19 protein-coding genes are annotated in these 16,226 nt (G+C 66.6%); 4 read left to right on the top strand and 15 right to left on the bottom strand.

Annotated elements, in window-relative coordinates; all coding sequences use genetic code 11:
• Window positions 1-39: 39 nt before the first annotated feature.
• Genes fabI through fabA form a run of 3 tightly spaced genes read right to left on the bottom strand, consistent with a single transcriptional unit; the run spans window position 40 to window position 2,660 of the window.
• The gene (fabI, locus tag Q331_RS0110025; protein ID WP_026380571.1) at window positions 40-867 is read right to left on the bottom strand and encodes an enoyl-ACP reductase FabI; all 828 of its coding nucleotides are present in this window, start codon (window positions 865-867) and stop codon (window positions 40-42) included.
• A 5-nt stretch (window positions 868-872) separates the two neighbouring features.
• Window positions 873-2,096: a beta-ketoacyl-ACP synthase I gene (fabB, locus tag Q331_RS0110020; RefSeq protein ID WP_026380570.1), complete on the bottom strand. Its 1,224-nt coding sequence runs from the start codon at window positions 2,094-2,096 to the stop codon at window positions 873-875.
• 36 nt (window positions 2,097-2,132) lie between these two features.
• Window positions 2,133-2,660, bottom strand: a complete 528-nt coding sequence (gene fabA / locus Q331_RS0110015; protein WP_026380569.1) for a 3-hydroxyacyl-[acyl-carrier-protein] dehydratase FabA — start codon at window positions 2,658-2,660, stop codon at window positions 2,133-2,135.
• Between the two features lie 207 nt (window positions 2,661-2,867).
• Between fabA and irrA the strand changes: the two genes are divergently transcribed.
• On the top strand, window positions 2,868-3,314 hold the full coding sequence (gene irrA / locus Q331_RS0110010; protein ID WP_026380568.1) for an iron response transcriptional regulator IrrA: 447 nt from the start codon (window positions 2,868-2,870) through the stop codon (window positions 3,312-3,314).
• Window positions 3,315-3,452: 138 nt separating this feature from the next.
• Here the strand turns inward: irrA and Q331_RS0110005 are convergent, their stop codons facing one another.
• Entirely contained in the window at window positions 3,453-3,992 is a 540-nt protein-coding gene (locus Q331_RS0110005) for an SH3 domain-containing protein (protein WP_026380567.1), read from the bottom strand.
• 164 nt (window positions 3,993-4,156) lie between these two features.
• Between Q331_RS0110005 and Q331_RS0110000 the strand changes: the two genes are divergently transcribed.
• The gene (locus Q331_RS0110000) at window positions 4,157-5,155 is read left to right on the top strand and encodes a 2-hydroxyacid dehydrogenase (protein WP_026380566.1); all 999 of its coding nucleotides are present in this window, start codon (window positions 4,157-4,159) and stop codon (window positions 5,153-5,155) included.
• Between the two features lie 36 nt (window positions 5,156-5,191).
• Here the strand turns inward: Q331_RS0110000 and Q331_RS0109995 are convergent, their stop codons facing one another.
• From Q331_RS0109995 to hisB, 11 genes are all read right to left on the bottom strand, one after another.
• Window positions 5,192-5,944 (bottom strand): molybdopterin-synthase adenylyltransferase MoeB, encoded by a 753-nt coding sequence (locus Q331_RS0109995; RefSeq protein ID WP_026380565.1) that lies wholly within the window; start codon window positions 5,942-5,944, stop codon window positions 5,192-5,194.
• A gap of 26 nt (window positions 5,945-5,970) precedes the next feature.
• Complete coding sequence (locus Q331_RS0109990; RefSeq protein ID WP_026380564.1) at window positions 5,971-6,282, bottom strand: DUF1330 domain-containing protein; 312 nt, start codon at window positions 6,280-6,282, stop codon at window positions 5,971-5,973.
• Window positions 6,283-6,297: 15 nt separating this feature from the next.
• On the bottom strand, window positions 6,298-7,047 hold the full coding sequence (pyrF, locus tag Q331_RS0109985) for an orotidine-5'-phosphate decarboxylase (protein ID WP_084174974.1): 750 nt from the start codon (window positions 7,045-7,047) through the stop codon (window positions 6,298-6,300).
• Window positions 7,044-7,997: a type I pantothenate kinase gene (coaA, locus tag Q331_RS0109980; protein ID WP_026380562.1), complete on the bottom strand. Its 954-nt coding sequence runs from the start codon at window positions 7,995-7,997 to the stop codon at window positions 7,044-7,046. Before coaA ends, pyrF begins: the two co-directional genes overlap by 4 nt.
• The gene (locus Q331_RS0109975) at window positions 7,997-8,332 is read right to left on the bottom strand and encodes a phosphoribosyl-ATP diphosphatase (RefSeq protein ID WP_026380561.1); all 336 of its coding nucleotides are present in this window, start codon (window positions 8,330-8,332) and stop codon (window positions 7,997-7,999) included. The genes coaA and Q331_RS0109975 overlap by 1 nt, the downstream gene beginning before the upstream one ends.
• An 81-nt stretch (window positions 8,333-8,413) precedes the next feature.
• Entirely contained in the window at window positions 8,414-9,184 is a 771-nt protein-coding gene (gene hisF, locus Q331_RS0109970) for an imidazole glycerol phosphate synthase subunit HisF (RefSeq protein ID WP_026380560.1), read from the bottom strand.
• 98 nt (window positions 9,185-9,282) lie between these two features.
• Window positions 9,283-11,286, bottom strand: coding sequence for a putative bifunctional diguanylate cyclase/phosphodiesterase (locus tag Q331_RS23020; RefSeq protein ID WP_051630976.1), 2,004 nt, complete (start codon window positions 11,284-11,286; stop codon window positions 9,283-9,285).
• A gap of 101 nt (window positions 11,287-11,387) precedes the next feature.
• On the bottom strand, window positions 11,388-12,119 hold the full coding sequence (gene hisA, locus Q331_RS0109960; RefSeq protein ID WP_026380559.1) for a 1-(5-phosphoribosyl)-5-[(5-phosphoribosylamino)methylideneamino]imidazole-4-carboxamide isomerase: 732 nt from the start codon (window positions 12,117-12,119) through the stop codon (window positions 11,388-11,390).
• A gap of 33 nt (window positions 12,120-12,152) precedes the next feature.
• Window positions 12,153-12,794: an imidazole glycerol phosphate synthase subunit HisH gene (gene hisH / locus Q331_RS0109955; protein ID WP_026380558.1), complete on the bottom strand. Its 642-nt coding sequence runs from the start codon at window positions 12,792-12,794 to the stop codon at window positions 12,153-12,155.
• Entirely contained in the window at window positions 12,791-13,318 is a 528-nt protein-coding gene (locus Q331_RS0109950) for a DUF2628 domain-containing protein (protein ID WP_026380557.1), read from the bottom strand. Before Q331_RS0109950 ends, hisH begins: the two co-directional genes overlap by 4 nt.
• Before the next feature lie 19 nt (window positions 13,319-13,337).
• Window positions 13,338-13,931: an imidazoleglycerol-phosphate dehydratase HisB gene (gene hisB, locus Q331_RS0109945; RefSeq protein ID WP_026380556.1), complete on the bottom strand. Its 594-nt coding sequence runs from the start codon at window positions 13,929-13,931 to the stop codon at window positions 13,338-13,340.
• 201 nt (window positions 13,932-14,132) lie between these two features.
• Here hisB and hslV point away from each other — a divergent pair, with 201 nt between their 5' ends.
• Together hslV and hslU are read left to right on the top strand one after the other, a co-directional pair.
• Complete coding sequence (gene hslV, locus Q331_RS0109940) at window positions 14,133-14,693, top strand: ATP-dependent protease subunit HslV (protein WP_026380555.1); 561 nt, start codon at window positions 14,133-14,135, stop codon at window positions 14,691-14,693.
• Window positions 14,690-16,000 carry an ATP-dependent protease ATPase subunit HslU gene (gene hslU, locus Q331_RS0109935; protein WP_026380554.1) on the top strand — a complete coding sequence of 437 codons (1,311 nt, stop codon included), beginning with the start codon at window positions 14,690-14,692 and terminating at the stop codon, window positions 15,998-16,000. Before hslV ends, hslU begins: the two co-directional genes overlap by 4 nt.
• Window positions 16,001-16,226: the final 226 nt, after the last annotated feature.

The following is a 16,226-nucleotide window of genomic DNA, read 5'->3' as shown; positions in this document are numbered from 1 at the left end:
GCGTAAACTCCGAAGACAAAAGGCGATTCTTAGAGGCGCCTATTCCTTGGCCTCGTCGTCGCTGCGTCGCTCCTCGCGCCGCATCATGTCGAGCCGGGGCATGGAGATGGTGTTGTATCCGGCATCGACATAATGGATTTCGCCGGTGACGGCGCCGGCAAGATCGCTGAGGAGATAAAGCGCCGCCCCGCCGACATCCTCGATGGTGACGGAGCGCCGCAACGGCGCGGTCCTGCGCTGGTAGTTGAACATCAGACGCGCATCGCCGATGCCGGAGCCGGCAAGCGTGCGCACCGGTCCGGCCGAGATGGCGTTGACGCGGATGCCGGCTTCGCCGAAATCGGAGGCCAGATAGCGCACCGAGGCTTCCAGCCCCGCCTTGGCGACGCCCATGACGTTGTAGTTCGGCATCACCCGCATGGAGCCGCCATAGGTCAGGGTGAGGGCCGAGGAGCCGGGGCCCATCATCTTGGCGGCGCGGCGCAGCACCTCGGTGAAGGAGAAGCAGGAAATCACCATGGTGCGCACGAAATTCTCGCGCGTCGTATCGGCGTAGCGACCCTTCAGCTCGGCCCGGTTGGAGAAGGCGATGGCATGGACGATAAAATCAAGCCCGCCCCATTCCTTCTGGAGCGCCTCGAAAGCCGCCTCCACCGTCTCGGCATCCTCCACATCGCAGGGAAGGACGATCTGTGAGCCGACGCTCTTGGCGAGCGGCGCGACGCGGCGGCCAAAGGCTTCGCCCTGATAGGTGAAAGCCAGCTCCGCCCCGTGCTCGGCGAGCTTCTTGGCGATGCCCCAAGCGATGGAATGGTCGTTGGCCACTCCCATAATAAGGCCGCGCCGGCCTTCCATAAGATTGTTCATCAGCTTCAGGCGTTGAGGCGCTGGAAAACGAGCGTGGCGTTGGTGCCGCCAAAGCCAAAGGAGTTGGAAAGCGCCGTGTTGATCTCCACGCCGTCGCGCCGCTCGCAGATGATCGGCATATCGGCGAAGGCGGGGTCGAGCTCCTCGATATGGGCGCTCTTACAGATGAAGCCGTTCTGCATCATCAAGAGCGTGTAGATCGCTTCCTGCACACCGGTCGCGCCGAGCGAATGGCCGGTGAGCGACTTGGTGGCGGCGATGGGCGGGCAGTCGTCGCCGGAACCAAAAATCTCGCGAATCGCCTCGATCTCCTTGATGTCGCCGACCGGCGTCGATGTCGCATGCGGATTGATGTAGTCGATCTTCTCGCCGACATCCTGCAGCGCCATCTGCATGCAGCGCACGGCGCCCTCGCCGGAAGGCTGCACCATATCGTAACCGTCGGAGGTTGCGCCATAGCCGACGATCTCGGCGTAGATCTTGGCGCCGCGCGCCTTGGCGTGCTCCAGCTCCTCCAGAACGAGGACGCCCGCTCCGCCGGCGATGACGAAGCCGTCGCGGTTGACGTCATAGGCGCGCGAGGCGCTCGAGGGCGTCTCGTTGTAATGCGTCGACATGGCGCCCATGGCGTCGAAGAGCACCGACAAGGTCCAGTCCAGCTCCTCGCCGCCGCCGGCGAAGATGATGTCCTGCTTGCCCATCTGAATGATCTCGGCGGCGTTGCCGATGCAATGGTTGGAGGTCGCGCAGGCGGACGAGATGGAATAATTGATGCCCTTGATCTCGAAGGGCGTCGCCAGGGTCGCCGAATTCGTCGAGGACATGGCCTTGGGCACGGCAAAGGGGCCGACGCGCTTGGGGCCCTTTTCGCGGGTGATGTCGGCCGCCTCCACGATGGTGCGCGTGGAAGGTCCGCCGGAACCCATGATGATGCCGGTGCGCGGGTTGGAAATCTCCGATTTCTCCAGGCCCGCATCGGCGATCGCCTGCTGCATGGAGATGTAGTTCCAGGCCGCGCCCTTGCCCATGAAGCGGGTGGTGCGCCGGTCCAGCGCCTCCGCGGGGTCGGGCGTCGGCGCGCCGTGCACCTGGCTGCGAAAGCCGTGCTCGGCGTAATCGGGCGAGAAGACGATGCCCGAACGCGCTTCGCGCAGGCTGGCCATCACCTCCTGCGTGTTATTGCCGATGGAGGATACGATCCCCATGCCTGTGACGACGACACGCCGCATCAGGTTACTCCTTGTCGAAAGGCCGCGCCGGCCGCCTCATGCAGAGGAGACTGCCGTCGCGTTCTTGAACAGGCCGACCTTGAGGTCGGTCGCGCGATAAATTGTCTCGCCATCGGCCTTCAACCAGCCATCGGCGATGCCGAGGGTGAGCTTGGTGCGCAAAATCCGCTTCAGCTCCACGCCATATTCCACCCGCTTGACGGAAGGCAGCACCATTCCGGAAAATTTCACCTCGCCGACCGACAGCGCCCTTCCCTTGCCCGGGGCGCCGAGCCAGCCGAGGAAAAAGCCGAGAAGCTGCCACAGCGCGTCGAGGCCCAGACAGCCCGGCATCACCGGGTCGCCGCGGAAGTGGCAGGGAAAAAACCACAGGTCCGGGCGGACGTTAAGCTCGGCGAGCACCTTGCCCTTGCCATACTCGCCGCCCTCTTCGGCGATGCTGGAAATCCTGTCGAACATCAACATCGGCGGCAAAGGGAGCTGAGCATTGCCCTCTCCGAACAGCTCCCCGCGCCCGCAGGCGAGCAGGTCCTCGTATTCAAAATGACTGCGGCGCTCTTGCATCGAGATCTTTCTTCCCCAGCTTCAGCCGCCGAGTTGCCTCGGCGGCACCGGCGGCTTCCTAACATAGCGAATTGTCAAACGAAACCAAGCTGCGGCGGCCTGCCTCGCATGGCAGCGACATACCGTCAGAGTTGTCAGAACCATACAAATTCGCATATACAGCTTGGGCAGCTTCCAAAGTATATCCGGCTGCCGAGGGCCAAGGAAATGACCGCTTTACACCATCATGGCCACCATCATCAGGGCCATACGCCGGAACAGATCACGCGCCGCCTGCGTCGCGCCGGTCTGCGTCCGACGCGCCAGCGTGTCGCGCTCGCCGGGCTCCTTTTCAAGCGGGGGCACCGCCACATCTCGGCGGAGATCCTGCACGAAGAGGCACAGTCCATGCGGGTGCCGGTCTCGCTTGCGACCATCTACAACACCCTGCATCAGTTCACCGATGCCGGCCTGTTGCGGGAAGTCGCCGTGGATGGCGCGCGCACCTATTTCGACACCAATGTGTCGGACCACCACCATTTCTTCGTGGAAGGCGAGAACCTTCTCATGGACATCCCCGATGCCGTGAGCCTGACTGAGGTTCCCGAGCCGCCCGAAGGCATGGAAATCACCGCCGTTGAGGTGGTGGTGCGGGTGCGTCGCACCGATTCCTGAACGCACGCTTCAGGCCGCGTGGCGGTCTTCGGGGGGCAATCCGAAGACAACCGAGCATGACATGCGAAGCCGGGCCGGCCGGGCTTGGGTTGGATTGTCGCGCCTTGTGAAAATCAGGCCGTCAATCGGGCCGAGAGCTCAGCCGGCGACCTTCTCGTTCGGGTAGACGCCCCAGAGCGTCTCCTGCGGAAGCCAGCCTTCGTATTCCTCGCCGCGGACGTTGCACCAGCCGGTGTCGCAGCGCACCACATCGGCGATGACGCGCGATTCCAAGATCGCGGCGACCGGGCTCTGCGCGCTCGGCTCGGCGCGCGCCTGGAACCGCTCGCCTTCGCTCCAGGGCGCGACGATGGCGGTGCGGCGGCCGGAGAGGAGGCTTTGATGCACCCAGCCCTCGGCGCCGTCCGAATCGCGGATTTTCCGCCAGGTATCGAATTCCTGAATGATCTCCACCGGCAGCCCGGCGCGCACGAAGCGCCAGGCGACCGGATAATCCTTGCCGGGGCCGCGGCGCACATTGACGGCGCTCGATTTCAGGCTGACGAAGCGCGGCAAGGGCTGGCCGCTCGGCCCCACCTGCACGGATTGCGCCGCCGCGGCAAGCGGCGTGGCAGCAAGGGCAAGAGCTAGAGCAAGAGCAGGGATGAGGCCCCGAACGGTGCGGATATCAGCAGCCATCTATTGCCATCTTGGTGAGACGGAACGGTGTTAGCGCCATTGCACGGCAAGGCCAAGCGCTGGTTTGGTTCCTTGTTTTTGGCCGCCCCTTTGCTAGACAGGAGCGCTGTCATTCAGGCGGACGATTTTCTCCCCAACAAGGATCGCCGCAGGAGACCTGGTCAATGAGCAAGGCCAAGCCGCACGTCATCGTCACGCGCAAGCTTCCCGACGCGGTGGAAACGCGCATGCGCGAGCTTTTCCGCGCCGATCTCAATCTGGAGGATCGACCGCTCGCCCAGGCGGAGCTGGTGGAGGCCTTGAAGACCGTCGACGTCCTGGTGCCGACCGTGACCGACCGCATCGACGCCTCCATGCTCGCCCAGTCCGGGCCGCGGCTGAAGCTGATCGCCAATTTCGGCAACGGCGTCGACAACATCGACATCGACGCGGCCTATGAGCGCGGCATCACCGTCACCAACACGCCGAACGTGTTGACGGAGGATACCGCCGACATGACCATGGCGCTGATCCTCGCCGTGCCGCGGCGGCTGACGGAGGGGGCGCAGATCCTCGCCAGCGGCGAGCATTGGAGCGGCTGGTCGCCGACCTGGATGCTCGGCCATCGCATCTGGGGCAAGCGCCTTGGCATCGTCGGCATGGGACGCATCGGCACGGCCGTCGCCCGCCGCGCCAAGGCTTTCGGCCTGTCCATCCACTACCACAACCGCCGGCCCGTCGATCCGCAGACGGAGGAGGAGCTGGAGGCGACCTATTGGGATTCGCTCGACCAGATGCTGGCGCGCATGGACATCATCTCGGTCAACTGCCCGCACACGCCGGCCACCTTCCATCTCTTGTCGCGCCGGCGGCTGAAGCTGATGCGGCCGGAAGCCTTCATCGTCAACACGGCGCGCGGCCAGGTGATCGACGAGACGGCGCTCATCGAATGCCTGGAAAGCGAGGCGCTGGCCGGCGCCGGGCTCGACGTCTTTGAGGGCGAGCCGAAGATCAATCCCAAGCTCGCCAAGCTGGCGCGCGAGGGCAAGGCGGTGATCCTGCCGCATATGGGCTCGGCGACCATCGAGGGCCGCGTGGAGATGGGCGAGAAGGTCATCATCAACATCCGCACCTGGATGGACGGGCACAAGCCGCCCGACAGGGTGCTGCCGGGCTCGGTCTGACCGGAAAGGCTCGAAAACGGCCGCCCGCGCCGGCGCTCAGCCCTTGCGGCGCTTGTAGCGGATGGTCTCGAAGCGCTGGGCAAGCGCGTCATAGAGCAACAGCCGGCCGATCAAGGGCTCGCCGAAACCGGCGACGAGCTTGATCGCCTCCAGCGCCTGGATGCAGCCGATGACGCCGGTCAGCGCGCCGACGATGCCCGCCTCCGCGCAGCTCGGCACCAGCCCCTCCGGCGGCGGCGAGGGAAAAAGATCGGCAAAGCGCGGATTGTCCCCCTCATAGGGCTTCAGAACCGTGACGGAGCCGTCGAACCGGCCGACCGCGGCCGTCACCAGGGGCTTTTCCGCCCGCTCGCACGCTTCCGCCAGAAGGGCGCGGGCGGCGAAATTGTCGCTGCCGTCGAGAACGACATCGTAGCTCGCAAGCACTTGATCGGCATTTTCCTCGCTCAGGCGCAGCCGATGCGGCTCGACGGCGACATGCGGATTGACGCGGCGGAGCGCCTTTGCCGCGCTCTCCACCTTGGCCAGCCCGATATCGTCGGTGGCATGCACGATCTGCCGCTGCAGATTGGACAGCGCCACCACGTCGTCGTCGACGATGCCGAGCGTGCCGATGCCGGCGGCGGCGAGATAAAGGGCGGCGGGCGAGCCGAGGCCGCCGGCGCCTAGGATGAGCACGCGGGCGCGCTTCAGACGCCGCTGGCCGGCGCCGCCGATCTCCGGCAGGACGATATGGCGGGCATAGCGCTCGATCTCATCGGGCGCCAGGTCATCGGTTGCTTCCTTCACGAGCGCGCGGCCGCCTTCACGCCGGCTCAGCCATCGCCCGGCTGCGGGCCGTCATAGCCTTCCACGATGACGAGCTCGGCCTCCGAGACGGCGGAGCGGATCTCGCGCGCCGCCTGATATTCCGGCGAATGGTAGCAGGCGAGCGCGTCCTCCACGGAGGCAAACTCGATGACGACGTTGCGCGCGCGGGTCTTGCCTTCCAGCGAATGCGCCGGCCCGCCGCGCACCAGGAACCTCGCCTTGAACTTGCGGAAGGCGGGGGCGGCGCCGGCGACGTAATCCTTGTAGCGCTCCGGCTCGCGCACATCGACGCGGGCAATCCAGTAGCCTTTGGGCATGAAAATCCCCCTTCCTCAGGAAAAAGCTGCCATCTCTTCCACGATCGCCTCGGCGGCCTGCCGCGGCCGCTCCGCCTTCACCACCGGACGGGCGACGACGAGATAATCGGCGCCGGCCCTCACCGCCTCGCCCGGCGTCAGGACGCGCTTCTGGTCGCCGGCGCTCGCCCCTTGCGGGCGCACGCCGGGCGTGACGATGAGCATGTCGGAGCCTAGAAGCTGGCGCATCCTCGCCGCCTCCAAGGGCGAGCAGACGATGCCGTCCATACCCGCCTCACGCGCCTGCAAGGCGCGGCGGCGCACCAGCTCGGCGGCGCTCTCGCCATAGCCCGCCTCGGCGAGATCGTTATCGTCCATCGACGTCAGGACGGTGACGGCGAGAAGCCCGAGCGCCGCTTCGCCGCGGGAGGCGGCAGCGGCGCGCATCGCCTTCGGATAGGCATGCACCGTCGTCAGCGTCGCGCCGAGGCGGACGATATTGGCGATGCCGCCGGCGACGGTGTTGTCGATATCGAGGAGCTTCATGTCGAGGAAGACCCGCTTGCCCTCGCCGACAAGCCGCTCGGCCAGGGCAAGGCCGCCGGCAAAGACGAGCTCCATGCCGATCTTGTAAAACGAGACGGCATCGCCGAGCTCGGCGACCATCGCCTCGGCCGCGGCGCAATCGGGCAGGTCGAGGCCGACGATGAGGCGCTCGCGCGCCGAAGCGGGGCGGGAAAGCCGGCCCTGCCCGGCCCCGAGAGCCTTGGCGAAGTTCGCGCTCACAGCTTCCTCAGCGCCACTTCGCGCACCGAATGATCGGCGCTCTTGGCGATGATGAGATCGGCGCGCGGCCTGGTCGGCCGGATGTTCTCGTCGAGATTGACGAGGTTGATGCGGTCCCACAGGCCCTGCGCCACTTCGCGCGCCTTGGCGTCGTCGACATCGGCGTAGCGATGAAAATAGGAGCGCGGATCGCGAAAGCGGGTTTCCTTCAGGCGCATGAAGCGGTCGATATACCAGCGGCGGATATCGGCCTCCTCCGCGTCGATGTAGATGGAAAAGTCGAAATAGTCCGACACAAAGGGCACCTCCTTGCCGTCCTTGGGCAGGGCCCGGCTCTGCAGGACGTTGAGCCCCTCCAGGATGAGGATGTCGGGCTTTTCCACCGTCATCGTCTCGCCGGGCACGATATCGTAGGTGAGATGCGAATAGACCGGAGACGTCACGCTTTGCCTGCCGGCCTTGATGTCGGAGAGAAAGCGCAACAGCGCGGCCACGTCATAGCTTTCCGGAAAGCCCTTCTTCTCCATCAGCCCTTCCGCCTCCAGGACCGCGTTGGGATAGAGGAAGCCGTCGGTGGTGACGAGAGAGACCCGCGGATGGCCGGGCCAGCGGGCGAGAAGCTCCTCCAGGATGCGGGCGGTGGTCGACTTGCCGACCGCCACGGAGCCGGCGATGCCGATGATGAAGGGCATGGAGCCCTCCTGCGAGCCGAGGAAGCGCGAGCGCACGGCATAGAGCTTGTCGCGCGCCTCCACATGGAAGGAGAGAAGACGCGACAGCGGCAGGTAGACGGCTTCCGCCTCCTCGATGGAGATCGGATCGTTCAGCGATTTCAGCGTGTCGATCTCACGCTCCGACAGCGTCATCGGCGTATCGGCGCGCAGCTTCGACCATTCCTCGACGCTGAAATAGCGGTAGGGCGAGAGCGAGCACGGCGATACCTGATCCATCACCGCCCGCCCTTTGCCGCCGGCCGCGAGGCCTTTTCTTCAAGTCCGCTCTGCGAGGTGCGGCGCCCGAGCTCCGCCTTCACATCCTCAAAGGGCACCCCCGACACCTCCAAGAGGACGAGAAGGTGATAGAGCACATCCGCCGCCTCGCCGGTGAGGCCGGCGCGGTCGCGCTCTACCGCGGCGATCGCCGCCTCCACCGCCTCCTCGCCAAGTTTCTGGGCGCATTTGGCCACGCCCTTGCCGGCAAGGCGCGCTGTATAGGAGCCGGCATCGCCGGAAGCGGCGCGTTGGCGGATGGTCTCGGCAAGCTCTTCCAGGGTGAAGCCAGTCATGAGAGGCGTCGGGTCTCCTTCGGGGCGTTCCGCCAGCACGTTCCGGCACGGCGTGCCGGCACGGCCTTCTGGCACAGCCTTCTAATGCGAAACGGGGCGCATCGGTATACCCGCCTTCGCCATATGGGCCTTCGCCTCGGCGATCGAATAGGTGCCGAAATGGAAGATGGAGGCCGCCAGCACCGCCGTGGCGTGGCCCTCCTGAATGCCTTCCACGAGATGATCGAGCGTGCCGACCCCGCCGGAAGCGATGACGGGCACGCGGATCGCGTCGGCGACGGTGCGCGTCAATTCGATGTCGAAGCCCTTCTTGGTGCCGTCTCGGTCCATGGAGGTCAGGAGAATCTCCCCGGCGCCCAGCGAGACGACCTCGCGGGCATAGTCCACCGCGTCGATGCCGGTCGGCCGGCGCCCGCCATGGGTGAAGATCTCCCATCGCCCCGGCGCCACCTCTTTGGCGTCGATGGCGACGACGATGCATTGATCGCCGAACTTCTCCGCGGCGCGGCCGACAAAGGCGCGGTCGGCCACCGCGGCGGTGTTGATGGACACCTTGTCGGCGCCGGCCAGGAGAAGCTGGCGGATATCCTCCGTGGAGCGCACGCCGCCGCCGACGGTGACCGGCATGAAGCACTCATCGGCGGTGCGGGCGACGACATCGAGGAGCGTATCGCGCTCCTCGTGGCTGGCGGTGATGTCGAGGAAACACAGCTCGTCGGCGCCGGCCGCGTCGTAGGCCTTGGCGGCTTCGACGGGATCGCCGGCATCGACAAGATCGACGAAATTGACGCCCTTGACGACACGGCCGTCCTTGACGTCGAGACAGGGGATGAGACGAGCCTTCAACACCAGAGCGATCTAAAGCCGCGCGCCGGCAAGTGCAACGGGCGAGACGGCCGCGCCCCGCGATAGGATGTCCGCGTCGCCTATCGGTCCAAGGCCGAGATGTTCTACGCGTTGCGTAGAGCTTTGGCGGGAACGGGATCGCAAATCGCCGCCGGCGCCTGCGAGGAAGGCCGGCCCGGCGCGGCGAGCCGGCGGTGCGTCGCCCGTATCACCTGGGCGGCGGCAAGACCGGCCGGCGCCGGACGGCCGAGATAAAAGCCCTGCAGCTCCTCGCAGCCGACCTCGGTGAGAAAGCGCATCTGCTCCAGCGTCTCCACGCCCTCGCCCGTCACCTTCAAGCCGAGGGAGCGGCCGAGCGCCACGATGGAGCAGATGATGGAGGCCGCGCCCTCCTCGCCGTTGTGCATGCCGCGCAGGAAGGACCGGTCGATCTTCAGCTTGTCGACGGGAAACTTCCATAGATAGCTGAGACTGGAGAAGCCGGTGCCGAAATCGTCGAGCGCCAGTCTCACGCCGAGCTCACGCAACGTCTGCAACTGGCGCGTCACTTCCAGCGCATCGGCGGCCAGCACGCCCTCGGTGAATTCCAGCTCCAGGCGGTGCGGGGCCAGGCCTGTGGCTTCCAGCGCCTCGCGGACGAGATTGACGATATCGCCGCGCTCGAACTGGACCGGCGAGATATTGACGGCGACGGTGATCTCATCGGGCCAGGCGGCGGCCACCTCGCAGGCCCGCCGCAGCGACCAGCGGCCGATGTTGCAGATGAGGCCGAGCCGCTCCGCCAGCGGGATGAAATCGCCCGGCGGGATGTGGCCACCCTCGCCGTTGGGCATGCGAAGAAGAGCCTCAAAGCCCTCCAGCCGGTGCCCGCCGGCGCCGAAGAAGGGCTGGAAATAGAGCTCGAAGCTCCCGCTCTCCACCGCCTGGCGCAGCAACGATTCCAGATCGTGACCGGCACGGATCTCCGCGCTCATACGGCGGTCGAAAATCGTCAGGCAATCGCCGCCGCGCGCCTTGGAGCGACGCATGGCGATGGAGGCGCGCGCCAGAGGGCTTCCCGCATCCTCTTCCGGATCGCCGATGGTAAGGCCGGCGCTGGCGGTGAGGCGCATGGCCTTGTCATGCGCGAAGAAGGGTTGGCGAAGCTCCGATAGGGCGCGCTCGGCATAGCCGGCGGCTTCGCGAACGCTGCGGGCGGGAAAGGCATAGGCGAATTCCGCCCCGTCGAGGCGGGCCAGCAACGCGCCGCCGGGGGCGACCTTGCGCAACCGCGCGGCGATCTCGATGAGAAACTTGTCGCCGACCTCCGCGCCAAAGCCGGCATTGACGGCGCCGAAGCCGTTCATGCCAATGCTGACAAGCGCCAGCGAGACATCCGCGCCGAAGGCTTCCTTCTTGCAGGCGATCAAGCCGGCGCGGTTGAGAAGGCCCGTCAGGCCGTCATGCTCGGCCAAAAAGGCGATCCGCTCCTCCGCTTTCACCTTGGCGTTGTTGCGGCGCACGAAGGCGAAAGCCGGCAGGGCGGAGGCGACGCCAATGATCAGCGAAAGCAGAACGGCGCTCTCGCGCACCATCGCGGTGATGCTCTCATAGGGCTCCGTCTGGTCGACATAGACTTCCGCCGTCGCCACGGTGACGCCGTTCCGCACCACCGGCAGGAAGGCCTCGGCATAGTAGGCCGGGCGATGCGCCGCGTCGGCGCGCTTGACCTCGATGACGCTGTCGCCGCGCGCCACCGCACGGGCGGCGGCGGGGCTGTGGTCCATCAAGGACGTCTTCTCCTCGCGCAGGCGGCCATGCTCGTCGAGGCTCAGGCGCAGCGTGCCGTCGGGCCCGTAGATCTTGACGAGAAAGACGCTGCCGGCCGCGCGCGCCCGGCGAATGACGTCGAGGCTTTCCTGCGAGGGCGGAGCGCCGAGCGCGATTTCTTCCAGGTCGCGCATGTGGCCGCCGATATAGCGGGCCCAGTCGCGCGCCGCGGTCTCGGCGGAGAGGCGAAGCCCCTTCTCCACCGCCTGCGAACCCACCAGAAGCGCCGCCCCGATCGCGATGATTGGGACGAGGCCAAGCAGCAGAGCGATTCTCAGGCTACGGCTCTTGTCGCGCATGACAGCAACAGACGGTTGTCTCGTCTCATGCGTGATAAGTGTCTATGGCACGGGGCTCAATTCCATCCTACCGATGCGGTGAACACAGAGCTAATGGCGCTCTATTCACCCAAGAGTTGCAATGCCGCCCTGGCGTCGATGCGGCCGTCATAGAGGGCGCGGCCGGAGATGGCGCCCTCCAGAACCCTGGCATCGGGCATCGTCAGACGCACGATATCGGCCATGGAGGCAAGGCCGCCGGAGGCGACGACCGGAATGGCGACGGCTTCGGCAAGGGCGATGGTCGCCTCCCAGTTGATTCCGGCCAGAACGCCGTCGCGGTCGATATCGGTGTAGACGATGGCGGCGACGCCGGCATCCTCAAAGCGCCTGGCGAGATCGAGCGCCTCCATGTCGGAGGTCTCCGCCCAGCCCTCGACGGCGACGCGGCCGCCGCGCGCATCGATGCCGACGGCGATGCGGCCGGGATGACGTTGCGCCGCCTCGCGCACCAAGGCCGGGTCGCGCAAGGCCGCCGTGCCGAGGATGACGCGGGCCACCCCCTTCTCCAGCCAGGCCTCGATCTGCTCCTGGCGGCGGATGCCGCCGCCGAGCTGCACCTGCAGGCTCTGCCCGACCGCGGCAAGCACCGCCTCGACCGCGGCGCCGTTGCGGCTCTCGCCGGCGAAGGCGCCGTCAAGGTCGACCATATGCAGCCAGGAAAAGCCGGTCTCGGCGAAGGCCAGAGCCTGCGCCGCCGGATCGGCGTTGTAGATGGTGGCGCGGTCCATCTCGCCGCGCTGAAGGCGCACGCATTCGCCGCCTTTGAGGTCGATCGCCGGAAACAGAATCATCCCATGGGTCTTTCGCTAGGGTCTGGACACGCTCTAAGGCCGCCAGTTGAGGAAATTGGCGATCAATTGAAGGCCGAGGCCCTGGCTCTTCTCAGGGTGGAACTGGGTGCCGGCAAGGTTGTCGCGCCCCACCATCGCCGTCACCTTGCCGCCATATTCCGCTCTCGCCAGGACATGCTCCGGATCGGCGGCAAGCAGGTGGTAGGAATGGACGAAATAGGCGTCCAGCCCCTCCGGGATGCCGGCCAGCAGCGGATGCTCGGCCCTCTCCTCAAGCTCGTTCCAGCCCATATGCGGGATTTTCAGCGCCGGGTCGGATGGCGCGATCTCCACGACATCGCCCGGGATCCATCCAAAACCGGCCGAGGTCTCCTTCTCCAGGCCGCGCGTGGCCATCAGCTGGCAGCCGACGCAGATGCCGAGGAAGGGGCGGCCGGCCGACAGCACCGTCTCGTTCAGCGCCTCCACCATGCCCGTGACCGCATCGAGGCCGCGCCGGCAATCGGCGAAGGCGCCGACGCCCGGCAGAACGATATGATCGGCGGCGCGCACCGCCTGCGGATCGGCGGTGACGACGACATCGCCGCCGTAATCGACATCGCGGGCGGCGCGCTCGAAGGCCTTGGCGGCCGAGCGCAGATTGCCCGAGCCGTAATCGACGATGGCAACGCTCATCCGCCACGCTCCGGGAAGAGGCCCATCACCGCTGGCTCCTCGCCATCGGCGCGCCCGCTCGCCCGCCGCGGAGAAAAGCGCGGCACGCTCGCCGGCGCCCGGTCAAGCGTCGCTTCGCCCACCGCCGGCCGGTAAGAGCCGGCCAGCCCGCCGTCGGAGAAAAAACGCAGCGCGGCCTCCTCCTCGCCGGCGCCGGAGGCGGAGCCCACTTCGCGATAACCGCGCCGCTCCAGCGTCCAGCGGCGCAGATTGTTCGCCTCCAGCGCGAAGAGAATGGCAAAGGCGATGCCGCTCCAGGTCGCCGCCGTCTCGCCGGCGAAGGCGCCGATGCCGGCAATCGCCGCGCTCGCCGCCAAATAGAGCAGCAGCGCCAGCCACATGCGCCGGAACAGGAGCCAGATCAGCGGAATGAAGAGCGCCGGCCAGTTGAAGCCGTCCTTGACGAAAACGGCGCGCTCCACGGCCGCCTCGGCGAAGGGGCGCTCGGCGAGCTCGGCCGGCAGATGCACGGTGTAGTGCCGCATCGTCGCAAATCTCCGGGGTTCAGGCGATCAAGGTGCCCTTGGTGGAGGGCACCTCGTCGGCGATGCGCGGATCGAGCGCCAGCGCGGCACGGAGCACGCGGGCGAGCGCCTTGAAGCAGGTCTCGGCGACATGATGGGTGTTGTTGCCGTAGAGATTTTCCACATGCAGCGTGATTCGCGCGTTCTGGGCGAAGGCCTGGAAGAACTCCTTGAAGAGCTCGGTGTCGAAATCGCCGACCTTCTGACGCGGGAAATCGACGCGCCAGACGAGATAGGGCCGGCCGGAAACATCGATGGCGGCGCGCGTCAGCGTCTCGTCCATGGCCAGATCCAGCGAGGCGTAGCGGGTGATGCCGCGCCGCTCGCCGAGGGCGCGGTCGAGCGCCTGACCGAGGGCGATGCCGACATCCTCCACCGTGTGGTGCTGGTCGATATGCAGATCGCCATCGGCCTTCAAGCTGATGTCGATCAGCGAATGGCGGGCGAGCTGCTCCAGCATATGGTCGAAGAAGCCGATGCCGGTGGCGATGTCGTAGCGGCCCGTGCCGTCGACATTGATGGCGAGGCCGATCCTGGTCTCGCTGGTATCTCGGGAAATCTCGGCCTTGCGCATGGCTTGTCCTTCGCCCGCTCCTCGTGCCGGTCTTCTATCAGCGGGCGCCCGGCTTGCAAATGCGAAGCGCGCCCGGCGCGCAGGTCACGCAGGTCGCGGCCGGTTTGCAGCGGTTTTCTCCATGCCTACATAGGGCGCAACAAGGGGCGCCGGAGGAGGCCGACACCGGCTCGCCCGCGCCCGCTTGCAGAGGAGTATTTCGTGAACGACACCCATTCAGCCGCGCCCTGGCACGGCACCACCATCGTCACGGTGCGCAAGGACGGCAAGGTGGTCATCGCCGGCGACGGCCAGGTGACCATGGGCCAGACCATCATGAAGGCCAATGCCCGCAAGGTGCGCCCGCTCGCCAAGGGCGACGTCATCGCCGGTTTCGCCGGCGCCACGGCCGACGCCTTCACGCTCCTGGAGCGGCTTGAGGCCAAGCTGGAGCAATATCCCGGCCAGTTGATGCGCGCCTGCGTGGAGCTCGCCAAGGACTGGCGCACCGACCGCTATCTGAGGCGCCTGGAAGCCATGATGATCGTCGCCGACAAGGAGACGACCCTGGTGCTGACCGGAACCGGCGACGTGCTTGAGCCGCAGGGCGGCGTCGCGGCCATCGGCTCGGGCGGCAATTACGCCCTCGCCGCCGCGCGGGCCCTTGCCGAAAGCGACGATGCCGCCGATGCGGAGGCGATTGCCCGCCGCGCCATGCAGATCGCCGCGGAAATCTGCGTCTACACCAACGATAGCATCATCATCGAAAGCCTTTCCGCATGACCACCTTTTCCCCCCGCGAGACCGTCTCGGAGCTCGACCGCTACATCATCGGCCAGAAAGAGGCCAAGCGCGCCGTCGCCATCGCGCTCAGGAACCGCTGGCGCCGCCAGCAGCTGGAGGGCCCTTTGAAGGAAGAGGTCCTGCCCAAGAACATCCTGATGATCGGACCGACCGGCGTCGGCAAGACGGAGATCTCCCGGCGGCTCGCCAAGCTCGCCAACGCTCCCTTCATCAAGGTGGAGGCGACGAAATTCACCGAGGTCGGCTATGTCGGCCGCGACGTGGAGCAGATCGTGCGCGACCTGGTGGAGGCCGGTATCGGCCTGGTGCGCGAGCTACGCCGCAAGGAGGTCGCCGCCAAGGCGCACCAGCAGGCGGAGGAGCGGGTGCTGGACGCGCTGGTGGGCCAGCACGCCAGCCCGACGACGCGCGACGCCTTCCGCAAGAAGCTGCGCGACAACCTTCTCGACGACAAGGAGATCGAGATCGAGGTGCGCGACACCTCCAACCCGATGGGTGCCTTCGAGGTGCCGGGCATGCCCGGCGCCTCCGTCGGGGTGATGAATGTCGGCGAGATGCTCGGCAAGGCCTTCGGCCAGGGACGCACCAGGACGCGCAAGACCAATGTGAAGGATTCCTACGACCTGCTCATCGCCGAGGAATCCGACAAGCTCCTGGACGACGAGCAGATCGTGCAGGAGGCGATCCAGGCGGTGGAGAATGACGGCATCGTCTTTCTCGACGAGCTCGACAAGATCTGCGCCCGCGACGGGCGCGTCGGCGGCGACGTTTCACGTGAAGGCGTGCAGCGCGATCTCTTGCCGCTGGTGGAGGGCACCACGGTGGCCACCAAGCACGGGCCGGTGAAGACCGACCACATCCTGTTCATCGCCTCCGGCGCGTTCCATGTCGCCAAGCCCTCCGACCTTCTCCCGGAGCTGCAGGGGCGCCTGCCGATCCGCGTCGAGCTGCGGGCGCTGACGGAGGAGGATTTCAGGCGCATCCTGACGGAGACCGAAGCCAGCCTCGTCAAGCAGTATGTGGCGCTGATGGCCACGGAGGGCGTCGCCCTCGACTTCACCGACGATGCCGTCGACGCCATCGCCCGCATCGCCGTGGAGATCAACTCCAATGTGGAGAATATCGGCGCCCGCCGCCTGCAGACGGTGATGGAGCGCATCCTCGACGACATCTCCTATACCGCGCCGGACCGGCACGGCGAGAGCGTGAGGATCGACGCCGACTATGTGGAGGAGCATATCGGCGACCTTGCCCGCAACACCGATCTCAGCCGGTTCATTCTCTAGGGCCCGCGGGCGCGGCTCTGCGATCGCAGGCGCCGGCGCCGAAACCGTCGAGGCATGGATGGCCGGGTCAGGCCCGGCCAGGACGACGGGGTGTAAAGGCAGACGCGGGGCCTGGGAGCGCTGAGCCTATTTTGTCGTCATGCCAAGGCCCCGCCTTGGCATCCATTCCGTTCCGCTCTCCAAGCAGGAAGGCGCCGGCCGCAGAGCGCCGCTCGCGCCGCAAGGG

It is taken from the genome of Afifella pfennigii DSM 17143 (genome assembly GCF_000688515.1).
Taxonomy (GTDB): Bacteria; Pseudomonadota; Alphaproteobacteria; order Rhizobiales; family Afifellaceae; genus Afifella; species Afifella pfennigii.
This window is presented reverse-complemented; position numbering and strand designations above follow the sequence as displayed.

Bases quoted from the DNA above. Each gene is read 5' to 3' on its own strand.
- hisB (WP_026380556.1), bottom strand. From the start codon at position 13,931: ATGCGCAAGGCCGAGATTTCCCGAGATACCAGCGAGACCAGGATCGGC.
- Q331_RS0109990 (WP_026380564.1), bottom strand. From the start codon at position 6,282: ATGCCCAAAGGCTACTGGATTGCCCGCGTCGATGTGCGCGAGCCGGAG.
- fabA (WP_026380569.1), bottom strand. From the start codon at position 2,660: ATGCAAGAGCGCCGCAGTCATTTTGAATACGAGGACCTGCTCGCCTGC.
- irrA (WP_026380568.1), top strand. From the start codon at position 2,868: ATGACCGCTTTACACCATCATGGCCACCATCATCAGGGCCATACGCCG.
- fabI (WP_026380571.1), bottom strand. From the start codon at position 867: ATGAACAATCTTATGGAAGGCCGGCGCGGCCTTATTATGGGAGTGGCC.
- Q331_RS0110000 (WP_026380566.1), top strand. From the start codon at position 4,157: ATGAGCAAGGCCAAGCCGCACGTCATCGTCACGCGCAAGCTTCCCGAC.
- Q331_RS0110005 (WP_026380567.1), bottom strand. From the start codon at position 3,992: ATGGCTGCTGATATCCGCACCGTTCGGGGCCTCATCCCTGCTCTTGCT.
- coaA (WP_026380562.1), bottom strand. From the start codon at position 7,997: ATGGATCAGGTATCGCCGTGCTCGCTCTCGCCCTACCGCTATTTCAGC.
- Q331_RS23020 (WP_051630976.1), bottom strand. From the start codon at position 11,286: ATGCGCGACAAGAGCCGTAGCCTGAGAATCGCTCTGCTGCTTGGCCTC.
- hisA (WP_026380559.1), bottom strand. From the start codon at position 12,119: ATGATTCTGTTTCCGGCGATCGACCTCAAAGGCGGCGAATGCGTGCGC.
- Q331_RS0109975 (WP_026380561.1), bottom strand. From the start codon at position 8,332: ATGACTGGCTTCACCCTGGAAGAGCTTGCCGAGACCATCCGCCAACGC.
- hslU (WP_026380554.1), top strand. From the start codon at position 14,690: ATGACCACCTTTTCCCCCCGCGAGACCGTCTCGGAGCTCGACCGCTAC.
- hisH (WP_026380558.1), bottom strand. From the start codon at position 12,794: ATGAGCGTTGCCATCGTCGATTACGGCTCGGGCAATCTGCGCTCGGCC.
- fabB (WP_026380570.1), bottom strand. From the start codon at position 2,096: ATGCGGCGTGTCGTCGTCACAGGCATGGGGATCGTATCCTCCATCGGC.
- Q331_RS0109950 (WP_026380557.1), bottom strand. From the start codon at position 13,318: ATGCGGCACTACACCGTGCATCTGCCGGCCGAGCTCGCCGAGCGCCCC.